Origin of the sequence: Leptospira adleri (assembly GCF_002811985.1) — a bacterium.
GTDB classification, from domain to species: Bacteria; Spirochaetota; Leptospiria; order Leptospirales; family Leptospiraceae; genus Leptospira; species Leptospira adleri.
Genome location: NZ_NPDU01000063.1, coordinates 8,836 through 26,728, shown reverse-complemented (window position 1 = coordinate 26,728; position 17,893 = coordinate 8,836). Strand labels below are relative to the sequence as shown.

The 17,893-nt window shown below is 44.0% G+C and carries 16 protein-coding genes; 7 read left to right on the top strand and 9 right to left on the bottom strand.

Going from position 1 to position 17,893, the window contains the following annotated elements:
- Positions 1–289: 289 nt before the first annotated feature.
- Together CH376_RS18705 and CH376_RS18700 are read right to left on the bottom strand one after the other, a co-directional pair.
- Positions 290–1,138: a leucine-rich repeat domain-containing protein gene (locus CH376_RS18705; RefSeq protein ID WP_243394796.1), complete on the bottom strand. Its 849-nt coding sequence runs from the start codon at positions 1,136–1,138 to the stop codon at positions 290–292.
- 444 nt (positions 1,139–1,582) lie between these two features.
- On the bottom strand, positions 1,583–2,575 hold the full coding sequence (locus tag CH376_RS18700; RefSeq protein WP_100786967.1) for an LA_2444/LA_4059 family outer membrane protein: 993 nt from the start codon (positions 2,573–2,575) through the stop codon (positions 1,583–1,585).
- A 351-nt stretch (positions 2,576–2,926) separates the two neighbouring features.
- On the opposite strand from CH376_RS18700, the gene CH376_RS18690 reads away from it, so the two are divergent.
- Complete coding sequence (locus CH376_RS18690) at positions 2,927–3,907, top strand: patatin-like phospholipase family protein (protein ID WP_100786969.1); 981 nt, start codon at positions 2,927–2,929, stop codon at positions 3,905–3,907.
- 83 nt (positions 3,908–3,990) lie between these two features.
- On the opposite strand, the gene CH376_RS18685 is transcribed toward CH376_RS18690, so the two are convergent.
- The gene (locus tag CH376_RS18685; protein ID WP_100786970.1) at positions 3,991–4,443 is read right to left on the bottom strand and encodes an acyl-CoA thioesterase; all 453 of its coding nucleotides are present in this window, start codon (positions 4,441–4,443) and stop codon (positions 3,991–3,993) included.
- A gap of 363 nt (positions 4,444–4,806) precedes the next feature.
- On the opposite strand from CH376_RS18685, the gene CH376_RS18675 reads away from it, so the two are divergent.
- Entirely contained in the window at positions 4,807–5,166 is a 360-nt protein-coding gene (locus CH376_RS18675) for a hypothetical protein (RefSeq protein ID WP_100786971.1), read from the top strand.
- Positions 5,167–5,172: 6 nt separating this feature from the next.
- Here the strand turns inward: CH376_RS18675 and CH376_RS18670 are convergent, their stop codons facing one another.
- A complete protein-coding gene (locus tag CH376_RS18670) occupies positions 5,173–5,856 on the bottom strand; it encodes a TetR/AcrR family transcriptional regulator (protein ID WP_100786972.1) in 684 nt (227 codons plus the stop codon).
- A gap of 97 nt (positions 5,857–5,953) precedes the next feature.
- Here CH376_RS18670 and CH376_RS18665 point away from each other — a divergent pair, with 97 nt between their 5' ends.
- Together CH376_RS18665 and CH376_RS18660 are read left to right on the top strand one after the other, a co-directional pair.
- Positions 5,954–7,414, top strand: coding sequence for an amidohydrolase family protein (locus CH376_RS18665; RefSeq protein ID WP_100786973.1), 1,461 nt, complete (start codon positions 5,954–5,956; stop codon positions 7,412–7,414).
- Between the two features lie 2 nt (positions 7,415–7,416).
- On the top strand, positions 7,417–8,883 hold the full coding sequence (locus tag CH376_RS18660; RefSeq protein WP_100786974.1) for a M20 family peptidase: 1,467 nt from the start codon (positions 7,417–7,419) through the stop codon (positions 8,881–8,883).
- Between the two features lie 19 nt (positions 8,884–8,902).
- Here the strand turns inward: CH376_RS18660 and CH376_RS18655 are convergent, their stop codons facing one another.
- Together CH376_RS18655 and CH376_RS18650 are read right to left on the bottom strand one after the other, a co-directional pair.
- The gene (locus CH376_RS18655; RefSeq protein ID WP_100786975.1) at positions 8,903–10,705 is read right to left on the bottom strand and encodes a methyl-accepting chemotaxis protein; all 1,803 of its coding nucleotides are present in this window, start codon (positions 10,703–10,705) and stop codon (positions 8,903–8,905) included.
- Positions 10,706–10,979: 274 nt separating this feature from the next.
- Positions 10,980–11,828: a hypothetical protein gene (locus CH376_RS18650; RefSeq protein ID WP_100786976.1), complete on the bottom strand. Its 849-nt coding sequence runs from the start codon at positions 11,826–11,828 to the stop codon at positions 10,980–10,982.
- Between the two features lie 161 nt (positions 11,829–11,989).
- Here CH376_RS18650 and CH376_RS18645 point away from each other — a divergent pair, with 161 nt between their 5' ends.
- Complete coding sequence (locus tag CH376_RS18645) at positions 11,990–12,424, top strand: universal stress protein (protein WP_100786977.1); 435 nt, start codon at positions 11,990–11,992, stop codon at positions 12,422–12,424.
- A 313-nt stretch (positions 12,425–12,737) separates the two neighbouring features.
- Here the strand turns inward: CH376_RS18645 and CH376_RS18640 are convergent, their stop codons facing one another.
- Both CH376_RS18640 and CH376_RS18635 read right to left on the bottom strand, forming a co-directional pair.
- Positions 12,738–14,015: a DEAD/DEAH box helicase gene (locus CH376_RS18640; protein ID WP_100786978.1), complete on the bottom strand. Its 1,278-nt coding sequence runs from the start codon at positions 14,013–14,015 to the stop codon at positions 12,738–12,740.
- Between the two features lie 68 nt (positions 14,016–14,083).
- On the bottom strand, positions 14,084–14,647 hold the full coding sequence (locus CH376_RS18635) for a SelL-related redox protein (RefSeq protein ID WP_100786979.1): 564 nt from the start codon (positions 14,645–14,647) through the stop codon (positions 14,084–14,086).
- A gap of 75 nt (positions 14,648–14,722) precedes the next feature.
- On the opposite strand from CH376_RS18635, the gene CH376_RS18630 reads away from it, so the two are divergent.
- Complete coding sequence (locus CH376_RS18630) at positions 14,723–15,442, top strand: TerC family protein (protein WP_100786980.1); 720 nt, start codon at positions 14,723–14,725, stop codon at positions 15,440–15,442.
- Here the strand turns inward: CH376_RS18630 and CH376_RS18625 are convergent.
- Positions 15,429–16,787 (bottom strand): peptidase C69 family protein, encoded by a 1,359-nt coding sequence (locus tag CH376_RS18625; protein ID WP_165781800.1) that lies wholly within the window; start codon positions 16,785–16,787, stop codon positions 15,429–15,431. The two genes, CH376_RS18630 and CH376_RS18625, sit on opposite strands and share 14 nt — an antisense overlap.
- 275 nt (positions 16,788–17,062) lie before the next feature.
- Between CH376_RS18625 and CH376_RS18620 the strand changes: the two genes are divergently transcribed.
- A complete protein-coding gene (locus CH376_RS18620) occupies positions 17,063–17,509 on the top strand; it encodes a DoxX family protein (protein ID WP_100786981.1) in 447 nt (148 codons plus the stop codon).
- The last annotated feature ends 384 nt before the right edge of the window (positions 17,510–17,893 follow it).

Here is a 17,893-nt window from a genome sequence, read left to right as displayed (position 1 = left end):
AAGATCCAAATTAATTACGTCACTCAACCGGTCAAACTATTTTTAAAAAAATTGTCCAAATTCAGAGAACTTTTTTTGAGCGCCGAATTGGAAAAAATCCCCGGAAAAGGTTCTTCTTTTTCTTTTCTTAGCTCGATTCGGAAATAATTTTTTGAATTCGAACTTAAGCCTCCTAAGACTTATGCACAGTTTATTTACAGCCTTCCATTTTTCTATCGACTCGACAAAAATTCTAATATCAAAAATCAGTATATTCCGTTTTTAGAATACGTTCCGAAAGATTCTAAAACTACCTGGCATTCATATAATAAATTCTGCATTTAGGGAGTAACTCTTTCAGTTTTTGCCTTTCTTCTTCCGGAAATACATTCGGATTCAAGATCAATTCTTCCAATGCCTGCAACTGTCCGATTTCTTCCGGAAGGCGCGTAAGAGGATTGTCCCGCAAATGCAAGATTCGCAAATTCTTAAGAGTTCCGATCTCTTTGGGAAGATAGGAAATTTCATTATTCGACAAATCCAGTTCTTTTAAATTCCGCAGCTGACCGATCTCCTCCGGAACGGCTTCCAGAGAATTTCCATACGCAGACAAAGTTTCCAAATTTTCAAGCCCTCCGATTTCTTTCGGAAGATGAAAGATCGAATTATGATCCAACCGAAGGCTCTTCAAGTTCAATATTTGACCCACTTCGTCCGGGAGTGCGGTGAGGCGATTCGAACTTAAATTCAGATCCTGCAAATTTTGAAGTTGTCCGATCTCTTTCGGTATCTCCTCGAGCGCGTTACCCGGCAGCTCTAACTTTTGCAGATTTTTTAGTTCTCCGATTTCCTTTGGAAGCGATTTCAGAGAATTGTAATTCAAATAAAGCTCCTGCAGGTTTTCCAGATTTCCGATCTCCCTAGGAAGATATGTTAGATAATTATAATATAGATGGATTTTTTTTAAGTTTTTCAATCGACCGATCTCTTTAGGGAGAGCGATCAATTGATTTTCGGATAATATCAATCCTTGCAAGTTTCGAAGAGTCCCGATCTCTTCAGGGAGAGTTGTGAGCTCATTTCCCGATAATTGGAGCCATTCCAAATTTTTAAAAAAAGAAATTCCTTTCGAAAGTTTCTCCAATCTAAGATAACTCAAATTCAGCGTCTTCCATTCGGAAGGGTTCCGAAAACGGCGAAGCCATCGGTCGAAATCTTCTAAATTTCCTTGCGGGCGTCCTTCTAAAGTCGGGCAGAGTGCAAAACTCCAAAAAAAGAAGAATAAGAATACGGCGGATTTGCATCCGGGAACAAAGCGCATAAGAAAAGTATAATAGAATCCCCGTTGAATACTACCCGACTTATAAATCCAAAGCGACGTATTAATCCGACAATAAGGTAAACGTAAGATTGCTTTAAAACGGAGGATCGCATTCTAATCATCTTATGGAAATTCTACGATGCGAACAATTCCCACAGGTTGTCCCATCGTGGAAATCCGAACGATCAAATCGCAAAAGCGGAGCTCTGAATTCTTACCTTTTCGATGTTTCACTCGGAGAGGATTTATATTCGTAACGTAAAAAACGAACTTGTCAAATCCTCAAAAACCTACCGCAACTCCCAGATAAAAACCTTGTAGAATCTCGTAATTCCCGGAGCGAACGGGGCGTGAAATCGTTGGCGCGACGATCGCTTGTGTCGGAAACGGATTGGTTTGCGGGTTTCCGAAGTTGAAATCGGTTTGTCCGAATCCATAATAACTAAAATAAGAATAGATATAATTGTATCCCGCGAAAAATTTTACGGTATCAAAAATTCGGTAACTCAATGAAAGATCAATCTCGTATCCTCTGTAGATTCCTTTGACGCCCGCGTTCCCGTTGGAGACGACAATAGAATCCGGAAGAAACATCTGTTCTTTGTAGAATCGATTTCCCTGCGTATAAAACAGATCGAGTCCCCATTGAACGGAGACTTCTTTCCAGAGTTTGTATTCCGTATTCAACACAAGCTGCGGACCGTATGTGTAAAAATATTCCTGATATCCGCCTTCCCGCAGATAATAGCCGTATTTGTATTTGTTGATATTCCGAATTCCCGCGCCCGCGAACAATTTCCAGCTCGGTGATAAGTTTAGAATTTTATAATAATTGAATTCCGCCTCGGAACGGATCATAGGATTGAAATATTGTCTTCGAACTTGATACCCTCCCGATCCTGCCTGAGTGACATTGGTATTCGCGTTCGCTAATTCTATTTCGTACGCGGAAATCTCGACTCTAAAATTTCGTTCAACATTGTCGTATCGGAACGTTAGCGGAACGATTACCTTTTGGTTTTGTTTTACGGAATCAGTTCGGATCGAACTTTCCAACGGAGAATGTTCCGAAAAGGAAGTATAGTCGTACGGAATCCATCGATAGGTTTGCCGTTTGATGAGAAGTTCGAAACGCGGCTGTCTCTTTTCTACGGGAGTTTGTTCTTCTATCGCTTGAGCAAGGAGATCTTTTTCAACCAAGAAAAGGGCGGAAAGAAGAATACAGACCCCAAAACGATATTTTTGAAAAAGGAAACGAATCAAATTCTTCCGCATATGACCTCATTGTCTTTCGTCTTTCTTACTTAAAGATCGGACTTAAACTGTTTGTCTTTTTTTTGGAATCGACTTTCGGGTTTTCAATCGATTCTACAATTTAGAACCAAGATTGAAAGGGAATCAACTCGAATTCGAGAATTCTAAATCTCGGATAGGAATTCAAGAATCGGCGTTGCGAAACACGCTCTCTTTTTGGAGAAGCGTTTTGTCCGAATCGAATTACTCCGTTAGACGTCCTTTCACGGCGAAGTTTGGAGCCGAAGGGCGACATCGATCCGAATTCTAAAATTCTAAAAAAATAAACCATATCCTCATTGAAAGAATTCTACTCTTTAAAAAGCTGAACGTATGAGTTCTTATTTTACTCCGGGAAAAGAAACCTTCCCCGGTTCCAATCATCTCCTCCCCAAACCGGGAAAAAAATCCACGGCTCTTATCGTCGCCGGCGGAGGGATGAAGGGTTCTTTTGCAGGCGGAGTTCTTGCGGCTTTGCATCAATACATCCCTTCGACTCATTTCGATCTCATCGTGGGCGTTTCCTCCGGTTCCTGTTCCGCGGCTTATTATGCGGCGGGTTTCGAAGAGAGTTATGAAGAATCGATTCGGATTTTGGATATCTGGAAAAAGGAACTGAACGGAAATAAATTTATTTCATTCTTAAATCCTTTCAAAGGAAAAACGGTTCTTGATCAGGAATATCTAATAGACTTTATCTTTGGCGAAAAATACAGACTTCCATCCGAAAATTTCGACAAGAAGGAAGCGCCTCCTCTTTACGTGGCGGTGACCAACCTTGCAAAACTCCAGGCTGAATACATCAAAGCATCCGCGTCTAACGCGCTGAATCTTCTCAAAGCGGCGACTTCACTTCCGATCGCGACGAGAGGGAAATGGAAACTGGACGGACAATTTTACGGAGACGGCGGAATCGCGGATCCGATCCCTTTGGAAAAAGTAATCGAGGCGGGATACAAGGATATTACGGTTGTCTTAAATAGCAGCCGCGACGAATTCAGCGATCCGATCTCCAAATTTTCCGGTTGGCTTGCTTATCCTTCCAATAAAAAATTAAATCACATGATCACCAAAGTGCACCACACGATGTACAATCGAGCGATGCAGATCATAAAACACCCGCCTAAGGACGTAAGAATCCAGGTCATATCCCCTTCTCATCAGGAACTCACGATGGTGACGACGAGCGCGGATAAACTCACTCGTTCCATCAATCGCGGAATCGAGGCCGGTTTCAAGGCCGTTGCTTCGATCAAGGAGGAATTTTCACATTTTAAGACCAAACTCAAAGACAAGGGCTGGAAAATTTTATAATTATCCGTAATAAACGCGGATACGATTTTCACAGGACAGATTCGTTTTGTCTATAAGCAAACACAAAAGTAAATTATAAATTACTAATTTAGAGAGGATAATTCCGGATTTGCGGAATCGATTCCTATCTGCGCGAGCGCGACCGGTTTTCTCTTTTCAATATCCATAAGAAACCAATGCGCGACACAAACGGCTACGAGTTTTCCGTCCGAAAGACGATACGCGTATTGATCGTGAAACGCCTTTATTTTTCCGTCGAATCTGATTTTGGAATCGATACGGATCTTCTCCGGATAAGTAAGTTCGAGTTTATATTCCAATTCTATCTTGGTCACAACCGGACTGATTCCAAATTCCTTGAGCAGACGATTCATATCCACGCCGGATCCAATCATGGCGCGAAACCTCGCTTCGTCGAAATATCCCAAAAACACGATATTATTGACGTGTTTATTTTGATCGATCTCCTGCCAACGCACTTCAGTGAAATATTCCTGCGTTTGAATCAGTCTTGATTCCGTGTTTTGATTCTGCATATCCGCTTCTCTTTTGATTTTCTACTTGGAATATAACAAAAAAGAATTTTGCGATTGTATAAAATTCAGCGGCAAACTACGGATTTCATTCCCTTTCTTTGGAGGTTCATTGATCAATCGAAGTCCGACATTTGCGCGTTTGATTAAGAAGCGGACGGAATCGTTGCCGAAAAACGACTCCATTCTTGCTTTAAAAAAAATCGAAATCGAGAATAAAAAAGGCGCATCCTGAAAGAAATATGACAGGTTTGGCTGACTACTTTAGAAGTTAAGCATATTCCGTGTTAATAAAATACGGAGCGGAATGGAATTCTATTTTACGTTTTCGAAAAAGTAAAAACCCTGAACGGGTAAGGAGCACGTATGAATCAGAATCAACTTCGTTGGAGAAACGCCTTTTTAATCGGCGGCGCGGCCGGAATATCGGAGGGTCTTTTGGTCGGATTGGCGGATCCGAACACGGGGCTTTGGGTTTTAGTACAATCGATTTTATTTTGGTTTTCCTGCGGGATGATTGTAAGTCTCGTAGAAACCGGATTTTCGAAATTTTGGAGCGTTTTGATTTTTACGGAGCTCATGAACCTTCCATGGTTTATCGCGTTAGTCGTAATCCCGGGAAATTATTCTCATCTCATTCCTTTGATCGTCGCAAGTCTGATCTTCGGTTCGATGATCGGGGGATTAAATGTAGTTTTGAAAACTCCGAAACTTGAAGTAAGATAGAAGTCTTTATTTTACCGGTCCGAAACTTTTATAGGCGGAATAGAGGTGATTCGTAATCATTCCGCGTAACTGCGAGAGAACGCCTCTTTTTTCCTTCTCCTCCATCATCGACGTTAGCCGCAACGCGCTTCCGATGGAATCGCAAACAAGAATACAAAGATCTGACAATCTTTGCCTTTTCATCCGAGGAACAAAACATTCGATCGAATCGGCTATGATCTCGGCATTCTTCTTTGTGTCTTCCAGATCCAATTCTCGAAGAGTCGGATACGCCTGCGAACCGCTCCAGACGATCTGAAAAACGGGGTCGCTCGAATAAGCGTTTTCAAAAAGTTCCAGAATTTTTTTGATCACCCTTTGGAATTGAATCTCGTCCGGTTTTTTAGCGCGATACTGACCGAGCTCCTTTGCAAGATCGAAACGAAGAGCATCCAGATGAGATTGCGCAAGGGCTCTCAAAATGGCGGGTTTTCCCGAATAATAACGATAGATCGTTCCGATCGGCGAACCGATATAATCCGCGATTTCCTGAAGAGTAAAACGATCCGGGCCGACTTTTAGAATCAATTCTTTGGCGGAATTTAGAATGGATTCCTGTTTCTCGCGGGCTCTCTTTTGGACCGGGTTGGCCCTTGTAAGCAAAAACGACTCTCCGTCCATTCTGCCATATTGTAATCTTTCTTTTTTCATTCAATCAAATCATTCTTGACAAAAAAATGAGGAATCCTCACAATTAAGCCTATCAAATAAATGAGCAATCCTCACTTTTAAAAACAAAAGGAAACTTATGAAACAAAAGATCATCATAGCGTTGTTATGCGTCGTCGCGGGTTTTATTCTGATTCTTTGGAGGTCTTTGTCGTATCCGGTGATCGGGATTCATCCTAGGACGGATTTTATTTTGGATCAGATCCGAGTATTCGATCCCGATCGAAGGAATTTTTCAAAGCTCAGTCTCGAATTTAGAAACAACAAAATTCTTAAAATTCGAAAGGACAAACACGAAATCGCCGGTGAATTTTCGGGAATGACCGTCACTCCGGGAATCGTCGATATGCACGCTCACCTTCCTCCCCACAACCTTTTGGATTTGATCCCGTATTTTTCACTCCTCTATCTTTCGCACGGAGTTACGAGCGTAAGAATCGCCGGCGATATCGACGGAACCGCCGTTCCTTACGCAAAAAAAGGAATCGACGAAGGAATTTTTTTCGGACCCAAGATCGTTTCCTGCGACGCGTTCGTTACCTCCGGAATTCCAAGATGGAAGAATTCGATCATAGTAAATTCTCCGGAGGAAGCCGCAAACGCGGTTCGAGAACTCAAAAAAAGAGGAGCCGATTGCGTCAAATCTTACGAAAATCTCAGCGCGTCCATGATACACGCGATAGTCGAAACCGCAAACAAGGAAGGACTTCCCGTAATCGGTCACGTCCCCTTCGGAATGACTTACGAAGAATCTAATATTCCCGATGTTCAGCATTTTTTCGGAATCCCGAGGCCGAAGTTTTTGGAAAAAGACAGCGTCCTAAACCGAGGTTCGGATTGGGCCCAAGTAAACGAAGAATTGTTAAACGACATCGTAAAATTTTCCGTAAAAAACAAAATCGCGAACACGCCCACGTTAGTCGCCTCCGAAAGACTTTTATTATTTTCCGATTACGAAGCCGCCAGAAAAGATCCTTCCGTCGCGCTCATGCCCCGTTTTTACAGGGAAGTCGTCTGGAACCCGGAGATAGGAATTCCCGCTTATCGAGGAATCGAAAGCGCATTTCTAAAGGACCACGTTCAAGCGGCGCTTTTAAAAAAGAAATCTCTGCTTCGAAAACTTTTCCAGGCTGGCGCTACTCTTCATCTGGGTTCGGATGCACAACAACCCTTTGTCGTTCCGGGAGCGAGTCTTCTTCAGGAAATGAATATTTTCAGGGAAGCGGGAATTCCAGCCTACGACGTCTGGAGAATGGCGACGGTGGACGCTAATCGCGCGATACAAAACGAGGCTTCCTTCTCCATTCAAGAAGGTGCGTCGCCCGATCTTTTGATCTTTAGAGAGGATCCTACTAACGATATGACAAAAACTTCCAGTCTTTATGCGGTGGTAGCTCGCGGAAAATTGTATCTAAAAAAAGATTTGGATTTTCTAGTCCAAGAGTTCAGAGAACAACAATCCAAACCCCTCTTCGAACAACTCTCCATGCTTTTAGGAAAATTAGCGCTGGAAAAACAAACGAAGGAGTTTAAACACTGACCATGAAAAAGTTTTCTCTTCTTACGTTATCCGTTCTTTCGCTCGTCCTTTTGTTTTCGGTCTTTCGGACATTTTCGGTAAAATCGTATCAAACCAAGATCGAACCGGTTCCGGAGAAGAACCTTCCGATCGAAGCCGCCGTCAGTCGGCTTTCGGCGGGCATACGTTTTAAAACCGTATCTTCGCTCTCGGATACGGACGCGAACTCGAACGAATTCCTTTTGTTAAACGAACACATTCGAAAAAGTTATCCTTCGATAGAATCCAAACTCAAAAAAACGAAAGTCAGCAATTTTTCGTTCTTTTACGAGTGGCAGGGCAAGAATCCGAATCTAAAACCGATTCTTCTTTGCGCCCATACGGACGTAGTCGACGTCGATCCGTCCACGGCTTCGCTTTGGACGCGCAAACCCTTCGGGGGCGAAATTCAAGACGGCTTCGTTTGGGGAAGAGGAGCCTGGGACGATAAGAGCAGCGTATTTGCAATATTAGAATCCATTGAAATTCTTATAAAGCGGGGACACGTTCCGGAACGTTCGATTTTTATCGCGATCGGGCAAGACGAGGAAACCATCTACGGAAAATTAGGAGCCAAGGCGATCACTGAAATATTCAAAAAAAAGAATATAAGGTTCGAGTACGTTTTGGACGAAGGTCAAGTCATCGCGGAAGGTCTGATCCCCGGAATCGAAAAACCGATAGCCCTGATCGGAATCGCCGGAAAAGGATATCTTTCTCTCGGACTCGAAGTCGATCTCAAGGAAGGAGGTCATTCTTCCATGCCTCCCCAAGAAACCGCGATCGGAATTCTTAGCTCCGGCCTTTCCCAGATGGAGAAAAATCCGTTTCCGCTTTCTTTGGGGGACGTTCAGAAAACCACGTTTCAATGGCTCGCTCCCGAAATGAAGTTCGGATCCAGATGGATCATGAGCAATCTCTGGCTCTTCGGTCCGATTCTAAAATCGCGTCTGAGTGAAAAGAATTCGACGAGGGCGCAACTTCACACAACGTCGGCGATCACCAAAATTTCCGGAGGTTTTAAGGACAACGTGCTTCCCGCAAAAGCCGAAGCCACGGTGAATTTTAGAATTCTTCAAGGCGATTCTCACCGGGGAGTTTTGGATCGAACTGAGAAGATCCTGAACGACGAAAGAATCCGTCTGATTTCTCCGGATACGATTTTTGAACCGTCTCCTATTTCGAGCGTTGATTCGATCGGTTTTGAAACGATCCGGCGTTCGATCCAGGAAACGATACCGGACGTGATAGTCGCTCCCGCTCTCGTTTCCGCCTATACAGACTCGCTTCATTACGGAGCGGTTGCGGATAACGCGTATCGTTTTTTTCCGGTGAGAGTAAAACCGGACGACGTAAAAAGATTTCACGGAATCGACGAAAGAATTTCGATCTCCAACTACGAAGAGATGATTCGTTTTTATCTAAGGTTGATTCTAAATTCTTCGAATTGATAAACGAAGTCGTTTGTGTTTAGGTTCTAAAGAATTCGACTTCGGATTTGAGTTTTCCGGCCTGTTCGTTGAGTTTGACCGCAAGTTCGTCGATTTCGGAAACAACTTGATTGAGAAACTCGGTCGTCTCCGAAATTGCTACGATCGTTTTGGAGAATTCCGTCGAAGTCTGCGCTTGTTCCTGAGTATGATTTCGAATTTCATCGGAGGATACGGAAAGATCCGCAAAGGCTGACTTTACCTGTTCGCTCGCCTCGAGTTGAGAATCCGAAAGTTTTGCGACCTCCGAAACGCGGTCGAGCGTGATTTCCACCGTGTCTCCGATCCTTTTAAAGACCGTCTGAGTGGACTCGATCACGTCTCTTCCGCTTTTGGTCGCGCTCAAGGCTTCGGAAATGGCGGTCGTGATTCGTTTTGCGTTGTCTTGAGTCTGTTCTCCCAGCTTCGCGATTTCTTGGGCGACGACCGCAAATCCCTTTCCGGCTTCTCCCGCTCTCGCCGCTTCGATCGCGGCGTTTAACGAGAGTAAGCCGATCCGATCCGTGATGTCTTTGATCACGTTCACGGTCGCGCCCATCTTGGAAGTGCTTTCTTCGATCGCTTCCATCGCTTTCTGAGTTCCCTGCAGCGCGTCCTCGCCGCTTTTGGTTTCGCTTCTCATACGATCCGCGTCCACCTTGGTTTCCAGAAGCGCCATGTGAACCTGGCGGATTCTTCCTTCCAATTCCTCGAGAGAAGATTTGGCCTTTTTTGCGATCTGAGTCTGGCCGTCCGCACGCGACGCAGTAGAATGAATCGAAGCCGCAATCTCTTCGACTCCGGAACTCATCTCCTCCGTCGAAGCCGCTTGATCCTGCATTTTTCTGGATAATTCTTTCGTGTTGTCTCCGAGAGTTTTGGAACTTCCGGATAATTTTTCCGCCTCTCTCGATACGCTTTTTACGATAATACGAAGTCGCTTAACAAATTCGTTAAGCGCACGACTGTTCGAGCCCAGTTCGTCGCTCGATACCATCGGAAGAATATGAGTCAGATTTCCGTTGGACATTTCTCCGAAGATGCGGATCATGTTTTCGGAATTTCTCCGGATCGTAAGCGAAAGCTGATAAGAAGCCACGACCACCGCGATCAACATAAAAACGAGCGTAAGAATCAACGGAACGGTGACGTCTCCGAGTTTGATCCAACCGGAAGTTTCCTCGAACAAAAGATAACCGAGAATGATGATCGGGAGAATTGCGATCGCCGTAATGGTGCTGAAAATTCTCGCGTGAACTCCGACCATTCGAATCCGATCGGCGTCGATCTGAACTTCGTTGAGACGATCCGATTCTAAGATATCGACAAAGCTGGATTCGGTAAGAAAAAAATGTGAAACTCCCAAAATCGGATAGATGATCAGAGGAAGAAAAGCAAAGGGAATCGATTCCAAAAAGGTCGGTGTAAAAAAGAAATGCATGAGCCACCATGCGTAAGGAATTCCCAGACTCCACTGAACCAAATAAAAAGAGGAATTGAAAACGGGGAAGTTGAGAATTTTCGTTTTTACGGCGACTCTCTCTTGCGTATTAAGGGAAAACCAATTCGTATCCTCCAGATTTCGAAGGATTTTTCCCAGATAAAAAAAACGAACCGTCGGGACCATATAAGAAGTTAGCGTTGAAATCGTGGCCGCGGTTATGACCGCGATCGCCTGATCGAAGTCATAACCTCCCGCAGAGATAATAAATAATACCGCCAAAGGAACCGCCAAAATCGTAGTGAGCAATTCCAAACCGATCGTCAATTTCCATCGAAGTTTGCGTGATTCTAACTGATTCATTTCTTACTCTTTTTTAAAATTCGAACAACCAGAATATAAGAAGGATATAACTTATCCACATTTTATCAGACGACTCTATTTTTTTCTGAAAACAAATCGGTCAAGAATTCCTATCCCAAACGGATTGCAACCTTCAAAAAGACAGGGTTCTGACACAAACTTTTCGCTCCTTCTCGGGAAATGAAACGCGAGCCGCGGTCGATTCTTCCTATAAAAGCGCTCTTCGGAAAAAGCGGTCTCAAAGAATCGATTTTCTCTTGGGACGACCGAAAAATTAGGCAGACCGGATTTCCTGTTCCTCGGTATTTTCCCACGCCGGAAAAAAACCCGAACGTCTTAGACTATTCATTGTTTGGTGATAGAGCCTTTTGACGACGTGCTCGCTCCAACCGAACCAAAGCCCGATCTCCAAAAAGGTGTACATCGAATCGGACTTTAGGAGTTTTCTTTTGAATTTTTCTTTGAGCCGCGAAGAGACAAAAATTGCGTCCTTTCTTTTGGAAAAGAGGATTTGATGCGAAGATTCCAGTTTTTCCAAAAGTAGGAGTTCCCTATTTCGAGAGAGGAAACGTTTTTCTTTTCTTTCTTTTAAGAATTCCGGAATCGAATTTCCGGACGCGAGAAGAATACTTTTGAGAAAGTGAATTTCCTTTCTTTCAAGATAAAGATTGTGTTTTAATTTGAAAATTAGAATTCCCCTTCGATCCGGACTTTCTAAATTCTCCCGAAGAAAATTTCGGAAGGGATCGATAGAAATTTCATAGTCCGGTTCAAAACACGGAGCCCCTTCCAATCGGTCCGGATCCAAAAACGTGGCCTCTTTTTGAGAGAGTTTTTTCTCTTTTTTCCATTGATTGAAAACTAGATGTTTCCAAAAAGCAAACGCAAATGCGGGAAAGTTTCTGTATCCATCGGTCTCGTAAATTTTTGAAAAGATTTCGATTCTTTGGATAAATTTTAGAATCACCTCGGCTCTTCCGTCTTCGTCCAACACGTATTTGCGAGTCGCAAATCTTCTCACCCAAAATTCCGCCTGCGCAATCAAGGAATCCGATTTGCCGTTCGATTTGTATTCTAAATAAGAATTTACTAATATACGATCCACGTCTGTTTTTTGATTCATAGTCGAAAAAAAGTGGATTTGCGGCTTTCTTTGTCCAAAACTTTTAAAAAACCGAACTTCCACCTTTGATCAAAATCAATCTTTGTTCGGATAAAATTCTCCATTTTTTGATTGGAAAAGAAAGTCGGGAGAGATAAACTCTTCGGCAAAGAGATATAAACATGCAAAGACTGATTAAAAAAATACTGGTTCCTGTGGATGGTTCGGAGAGTTCCAAAAAGGCGTTGGAAATGGGAATTGCGCTCGCCAAGGCCTCCGGAGGAAGTTTGACGATCTTAGAAGTTGTGGAAGAATTCGGCCCCCTTCCCGGTTATTATGAGAAAGCGCCTGAAGGAAAGGACAGGGTCAAATGGATCAGCGAACAGAGATTTGAAAAAATCCATTCCACCTTGGACGAGTCCCCTGAGATCAAATGGGATCGTTTGGTTCTTGAGGGATATCCCGCGGATACGATCGTGGAAACCGCCGCAAAAGGAAAATACGACATGATCGTAATCGGCTCCAGAGGACTTTCAGCGGTCGGAAGATTTTTGGTAGGTTCCGTCTCCGATAGAATCGTTCACCACGCCCCCTGCTCCGTCACTGTTGTCCGATAATTTGAGGTTCGTCGGAGTTCCGACGAACCTCTCAAGGGAGAATTCTACTTGCGAAAAGGAGAATTCTGTGATAGAGAAAAGTCTCCCGAGTTTTCCCACGAGCCCGCCTCCTCCGCCCAAATTCAGGGTGGGGCCGCGACTTTCACGGAAGAGCCTGTCGGAGTTCCGACAAGAAGAATCTTCCTTGACAACATGCAATTTCTCTGATACAGAAAAGTCTCCCGAGTTTTCCCACGAGCCCGCCTCCTCCACCCAATCAGGGTGGGGCGCGCGACTTTCACGGAAGAGCCTGTCGGAACTCCGACAACCTCGTTCAACGAAAAGATCTTTGTTTAGAAGGCGGATTCTTACTCTTACGATTCTGAGAAGAATGGAATTTCTGAGGAGGACGTCCGCCGGAGTTTGACTTCGGCTTAATTCTTCCGGTAAAGTGCATTACGTTTTCTGAATGGAACGGCTGTTGCTGATTGACGGGGATTTTCCGACCGATCACTCTTTCTATGTCCCGCACAAAAGCCCTTTCTTCCATGTCGCATAACGAAATCGCCACACCCTCCGTTCCCGCTCTCGCCGTCCTTCCGATCCTATGAACATAACTCTCTGGAATATTAGGAATTTCGTAATTGATCACGTGGGAAATTTCGTCGATGTCGATTCCCCTCGCGGCGATATCAGTCGCGATGAGAGCCCGAATTTTTCCCACCCTAAAATCTTCCAGAGCTCTTTGCCTCGCGGATTGGGATTTATTACCGTGAATCACGTCGACGGAAATACCGCTCTTCGACAAAAGTTCGGAGACACGATTCGCACCGTGTTTCGTCTTAGTAAAGACGATCACTCTTTTCAATTCCGGATTCTTGAAAAGATGTTTTAAAAGTTCCTTCTTCTTATCCGAGTCGACAAACATTACAGATTGCTGAATCGATTCCACGGTGGAAGAAACTGGAGTCACTTCGATCCGAACAGGATTTACAAGCATCGTCCCGGCGAGTTTTTCGATATCGGGCGGCATCGTGGCTGAGAAAAAAAGATTATGACGTTTTTTCGGTAAAAGCGCGATGATCTTTCTTATGGAATGAATAAAACCCATATCGAGCATTCGATCCGCTTCGTCCAAAACAAAAACCTCGAGTTCGCTCAGACTTAAAAATCTCTGATCGATCAGGTCCACGAGCCTTCCCGGCGTCGCAACGAGAACATCCACGCCTGAAGAAAGACTTTTTACCTGAGGACTCTGACCGACTCCTCCGAAAATAACCGCGGACTTCAATTTCAAATGTTGTCCGTAGACTTTAAAACTATCGTGAACTTGGATCGCGAGCTCTCTCGTAGGAGTAAGGACCAAAACTCGAGTTTGTTTAGGCGCGGCCTTTCTCTGATTCGTAAATAAACGATGAAGAATGGGAAGCGCAAAAGCCGCCGTTTTTCCGGTACCGGTCTGAGCGCAACCCAGAAGATCCTTTCCTTCCAGTAAAGGAGGAATCGCCTGCATTTGAATCGGAGTAGGTTTGGAATAGCCAACGTCTTGAATGGATTGTTGGATCGGAGGAGCGAGTGGAAGATTCGAAAAATTTTCTATTGAGTTGTGCAATGGGAACCGCTTATTTCATCCAGATTTTGGGAGATCCCCACGGAGAATAGAAGAATAAGTTTCCTTTTTTAAGCCGGCATTACGTCCGGACCGAATTCAGCGCCGGGAAGAAGCGTAACTCCGGGAAGATTTTTCCAATCCGGATGATCTCCGATATGTCTGTACTTATGTTCCCAGACGATTCGATCCTTTACCACAAGAAAGGCGCCCGGCATCTGAAGAGAATTCTTCCCGGGAAGACCGTAAAAAAGACCCTTGAGAGTGGCCCTTGCGGTTCCGATCAAAACTTCCGGGCCCGCAAGCTGAACAAGATTCGCGTTTTTTAAACCGACGTTACGAAAGAATTCAATTTGCGGGTCCGCGACAAACGACGCTTCTTCCCAGATCCCGTCAAAAAATTCTTTCGCTTCATCCAATTCTCCCGGAAAGAAAAAAAGGATCGGAGGAAAGGAAAGACAAGTCCTCGAAATTTCCCTTAGATCTTGAACCGCTTCCCGGCTGAAAATACAACCGGAATGTCTCAAAAAAACCAAAAGACTCAAACGGGGAGGAAGACAAGTAAGAATCGTCTTAGCTCTCAGGTGAATCCCGTTCGCCTCTTTCGTTCGAAAAACTTCAGGAAGAAATTCCATACTTCCAGTATGACCTCTTAAATTTCCTTGTAAATCGATTGATTTCTTTGTTTTCGAAAAATTAACTGCATTTGCATGGAACTACTGACTCCCGATAAGATCATCGCAATACTAACCTTAACCCTCATGGAAATCGTACTCGGAATCGATAACATCGTTTTTCTTTCGATCGTAGCCGGAAAACTTCCAAAAAATCAACAAGCGAAAGCGAGAAATCTGGGACTTACCCTCGCCCTCGGGTTTAGAATCGGACTTCTTTTTGCAGTCGCGTGGATCGCCTCGCTGACAAGCTCGCTCTTTACCGTATTCGACTTTGCGATTTCAGGAAGAGATCTCATCATGTTAGGCGGAGGACTTTTTTTGATCGCAAAGAGCACGAGTGAAATTCACGGCAAAATAGAAGGAGCCGAAGAAGGTAATTCCGGATCCCGGAAAGAAAAAATTTCCTTCTGGGGAGTCATCGTTCAACTCATTCTCTTGGACATCATCTTTTCCGTGGATTCCATCGTGACTGCGGTCGGACTTTCGGGACATTTCGAAGTTATGGTCGTCGCCGTGATCCTTTCCATGATCGTAATGTTGATCTTTTCCGGCGCGGTGAGCGACTTTATCAACGAACATCCTACGATGAAAATTCTCGCGCTTTCCTTTTTGATCATGATCGGAGCGATGTTGTTCGCGGACGGACTTCACTTTCACATACCGAAAGGATACGTCTACTTCTCGATGGCGTTTTCTCTCGGAGTGGAACTAATCAATTTAAGAATTCGGAAATCCGCTTCTAAGAAACACTGATTCCGACCTTCTGATTCCAAGAAGACCATTGCAGATTGTAAAAGGGCGCAAAAGCTTTCTTGGGACGTCTTTTCCTCAATTCGTTTAACAAATTCGCGTTCCAAAAACGGTATTCCTGAAGAGCGGCTCTCGCGGCCTTTTCGCTCAGAAGATCGATCTCCTTGGAAGGATCCGGATTCTTCTCCAATTTGGAAAGCTCTTGGAACCATTCTTCTTCCAAAGAAGCGATCCTGGGTTGAACCAGATTCTTAGCGTCCGGATAAAAACGTTGAATCTCTCTGTAAAACTTCTCGTGAGTCCACCAAAGAGAAGTGTCCAAGGCAGCGCCCGGTTGTTCGAAATTCTTTTCCAAAAAACTGGATCCCGAAAAACCCGCGGGAAGAAAAAGGGAAATCGAAGGAATCGCAGCTCCCGTAAACCAAAAACGATTTTTAAAAACATCGTCCCTAAGCTCCGCGACAAAAGAACCCGTCGTACCGTTAGGCGTAATCGGTCCGGTCGCGTGAAGACAAACGGAACCCATATCGGAAGAGGAAGGATAAAAAGAATGAACGTTTCCGGGTTCCCCTTCTTGTCTTAGAATTTCCATCGCTCTTTTAGGATCGAGAATTCCTTTTTTGGATTCTCCCATGGAAGTCGTTCTGGCGCGACGAACCTTACACTTGCTGAAAAAAGTAAAAAAAGAATCCGAGAATACTTTACGAAACGAAAAGGATTCTCCCTTTTTCAACCAGCCTTCCTTCAGTGCGAAATCGATCGCGCCCGGATGAAGCGCGTCGTAGTTTTCTTCCAGAGTGAGACCGTTCGAAATCGAATAAAATCCCTCGATTTTTTTCCAAGCCCAGAACTTACCCGCGGTCTCGAGGACAAAGGCGTCCCGAGAATCCGCGATCAAAAAACTATTATGATAGTAAAAGGAAGAATTTGAATAACCGCCGCAGGCGTCTTGACCGAACTCTTCTAAAAGTTGAAGAATCGTTTCTCTTGCGGTTTCCGCGTTCTTGCTTCTTTCCAAAGCGAGACGAAGGAGATCCATTCCGGTAAGACCTTGGTTCTTTTTTTCAAAAGGAATCTTCGTAAAAACGGCTTCGTTTCCGATCACAACTCCCGAAGCGTTCGCGCCCATCTCCGCTCCCCACATTTGAAACGGCTTGGATAGAATGACCTCTTTCGTTTCCGAAACGCCCGGAACCCGGATGTATGTGCATTTCGTTTCTTTTTCATTCAAACGAGAAGGGACTCGAAGAAGGGCCTGCGCCTCGTTGGGTTCCCGGTCTGAATTTTTTCCGAAGATCATGGCGCCGTTGCCGGCAAAAGAAGGTGTGGCTAAGAATGTATCGCACATGACGGGAAAAATCTCCTTATTATGAGTCTTAGCAAGCCTTTTTAAACTCATCCCTTGGCGCAAAAACTGCAAAGAATCTCCAAGTTATAAGAATGAGAAACGCGATCATTCATCGCTCCCCTCCTTTTTCCTAAATAAATTCCACTTTTCCAATTTCGAAAAGAAGTTTGGGGAGATTTTTTGATTGACTCAATACTTCATATTTAAACTATTTGAAAATAAAGCAAATACTTCAAATTCAAAGTATTGAAGAATTGCAAAAAAGGAGAATCATTATGTTAGAAACACTTTTTTCCACAAGTTCCGACCTGGGACCTTTCCTCTTGAGAGTCATATTGGGACTCGTGCTCTTTCCGCACGGAGCGCAAAAACTCCTAGGCTGGTTTGGCGGATACGGCTTCAAAGGAACCATGGGGTATTTTACAGGAAGCGCGGGGATTCCAGCAATCGTCGCATTTCTCGTAATCATCGGCGAATCCCTCGGTTCCGTCGCGCTCGTTTTCGGACTTCTGACCCGTTTCACCGCCTTGAGCATCGCGATCATTATGTTGGGAGCCGCCCTTATGGTTCACAAGGAAAACGGATTCTTTATCAACTGGTACGGAGCGCAAAAAGGAGAAGGTTATGAATTTCACCTTCTTGCGATCGGCGCCGCATTGGCGCTGACAGTCACGGGAGCGGGAGCGTATTCCCTCGACGCGTGGATTCTGAATCTACTTTAGAATTCGATTGTATGATAAATATAGAATATTGATTGTGTTCTAGGAAATTCCATCAGGAGTGTCCGTTCCTTCCGAGGACACTCTGATAATTTTGAAAAATAGTTTTAGAAAGTCAGAACTTAAAAAAACTTCTTCTTCCTCGAATAACGAGAATAACGAGAATAACGAGAATAACGAGAATAACGAGAATAACGAGAATTTTCTTTTTCAGAAATCTGAAAAGGTCCGGATTCATTCTTAAGAGACATCTTTTTGTTTACAAGAATTTTTTATCTCGAAATCAATCTCGCCCTCTTCCATTTATAATAAGAATTAACTTTCTGAAAACTGACCAGATACAAAAAAAAAAGAAAATAAAAAAAATCAAAAATTAAGAACAAAAAA

Bases quoted from the DNA above. Each gene is read 5' to 3' on its own strand.
- CH376_RS18700 (WP_100786967.1), bottom strand. From the start codon at position 2,575: ATGCGGAAGAATTTGATTCGTTTCCTTTTTCAAAAATATCGTTTTGGG.
- CH376_RS18690 (WP_100786969.1), top strand. From the start codon at position 2,927: ATGAGTTCTTATTTTACTCCGGGAAAAGAAACCTTCCCCGGTTCCAAT.
- CH376_RS18685 (WP_100786970.1), bottom strand. From the start codon at position 4,443: ATGCAGAATCAAAACACGGAATCAAGACTGATTCAAACGCAGGAATAT.
- CH376_RS18675 (WP_100786971.1), top strand. From the start codon at position 4,807: ATGAATCAGAATCAACTTCGTTGGAGAAACGCCTTTTTAATCGGCGGC.
- CH376_RS18670 (WP_100786972.1), bottom strand. From the start codon at position 5,856: ATGAAAAAAGAAAGATTACAATATGGCAGAATGGACGGAGAGTCGTTT.
- CH376_RS18665 (WP_100786973.1), top strand. From the start codon at position 5,954: ATGAAACAAAAGATCATCATAGCGTTGTTATGCGTCGTCGCGGGTTTT.
- CH376_RS18660 (WP_100786974.1), top strand. From the start codon at position 7,417: ATGAAAAAGTTTTCTCTTCTTACGTTATCCGTTCTTTCGCTCGTCCTT.
- CH376_RS18655 (WP_100786975.1), bottom strand. From the start codon at position 10,705: ATGAATCAGTTAGAATCACGCAAACTTCGATGGAAATTGACGATCGGT.
- CH376_RS18650 (WP_100786976.1), bottom strand. From the start codon at position 11,828: ATGAATCAAAAAACAGACGTGGATCGTATATTAGTAAATTCTTATTTA.
- CH376_RS18645 (WP_100786977.1), top strand. From the start codon at position 11,990: ATGCAAAGACTGATTAAAAAAATACTGGTTCCTGTGGATGGTTCGGAG.
- CH376_RS18635 (WP_100786979.1), bottom strand. From the start codon at position 14,647: ATGGAATTTCTTCCTGAAGTTTTTCGAACGAAAGAGGCGAACGGGATT.
- CH376_RS18630 (WP_100786980.1), top strand. From the start codon at position 14,723: ATGGAACTACTGACTCCCGATAAGATCATCGCAATACTAACCTTAACC.
- CH376_RS18625 (WP_165781800.1), bottom strand. From the start codon at position 16,787: ATGTGCGATACATTCTTAGCCACACCTTCTTTTGCCGGCAACGGCGCC.
- CH376_RS18620 (WP_100786981.1), top strand. From the start codon at position 17,063: ATGTTAGAAACACTTTTTTCCACAAGTTCCGACCTGGGACCTTTCCTC.